At 43.2% G+C, this 521-nt stretch carries 1 protein-coding gene; it reads left to right on the top strand.

All coding sequences use genetic code 11. The features are described from left to right. On the top strand, positions 1–521 hold a 521-nt coding region (traF, locus tag R7R24_RS30350; RefSeq protein WP_318120669.1), incomplete at both ends, for a conjugal transfer protein TraF.

The raw sequence follows: 521 nt of genomic DNA, 5'->3' as shown, positions 1-521 counted from the left end.
TGTTCAAGGTGTTTCGATTGGCGTAGCGGAGGCGGGGGTGTCTCTTGCCAAGTACACCAACTTTATGAATCAGCATCTTTCTTTTGGTATCACCCCAAAACTGCAGCGCATCTATACATATTCGTATGCGACCAGCTTTAAGAACTTTGATACCAAAGATCTCCGTGAACACGAAACTGCTGAAACTATGTTTAACTTAGATGCGGGTGCACTTTGGTTCTTCGGTCCATATCGTTTGGGTATCTCGGCTAAAAACTTGATTGGAAGAGACGTGAAAACCAAATCGTTCCAGTACAACACTGATACGATTCAGTCATACGAATACAGTATGAGACCTGTTTACACAGTAGGTGCGGGTATCGTTGCAGACTACTTTACCATGAGCGTCGACTACGACTTAAATGAAGAGAAACGCTTTTCCTCATTTGATGACAACACCCAAATGATTCGAGCTGGCTTCGAAATAGACATTTTGCGCCAAATGGCACTACGAGGTGGCTATATGAAAAATATTGCGAGAA

It is taken from the genome of Vibrio sp. 704, assembly GCF_033339295.1.
The sequence above is the reverse complement of the archived record's forward strand: the minus strand, read 5'-3'. Positions and strand labels throughout refer to the sequence as shown.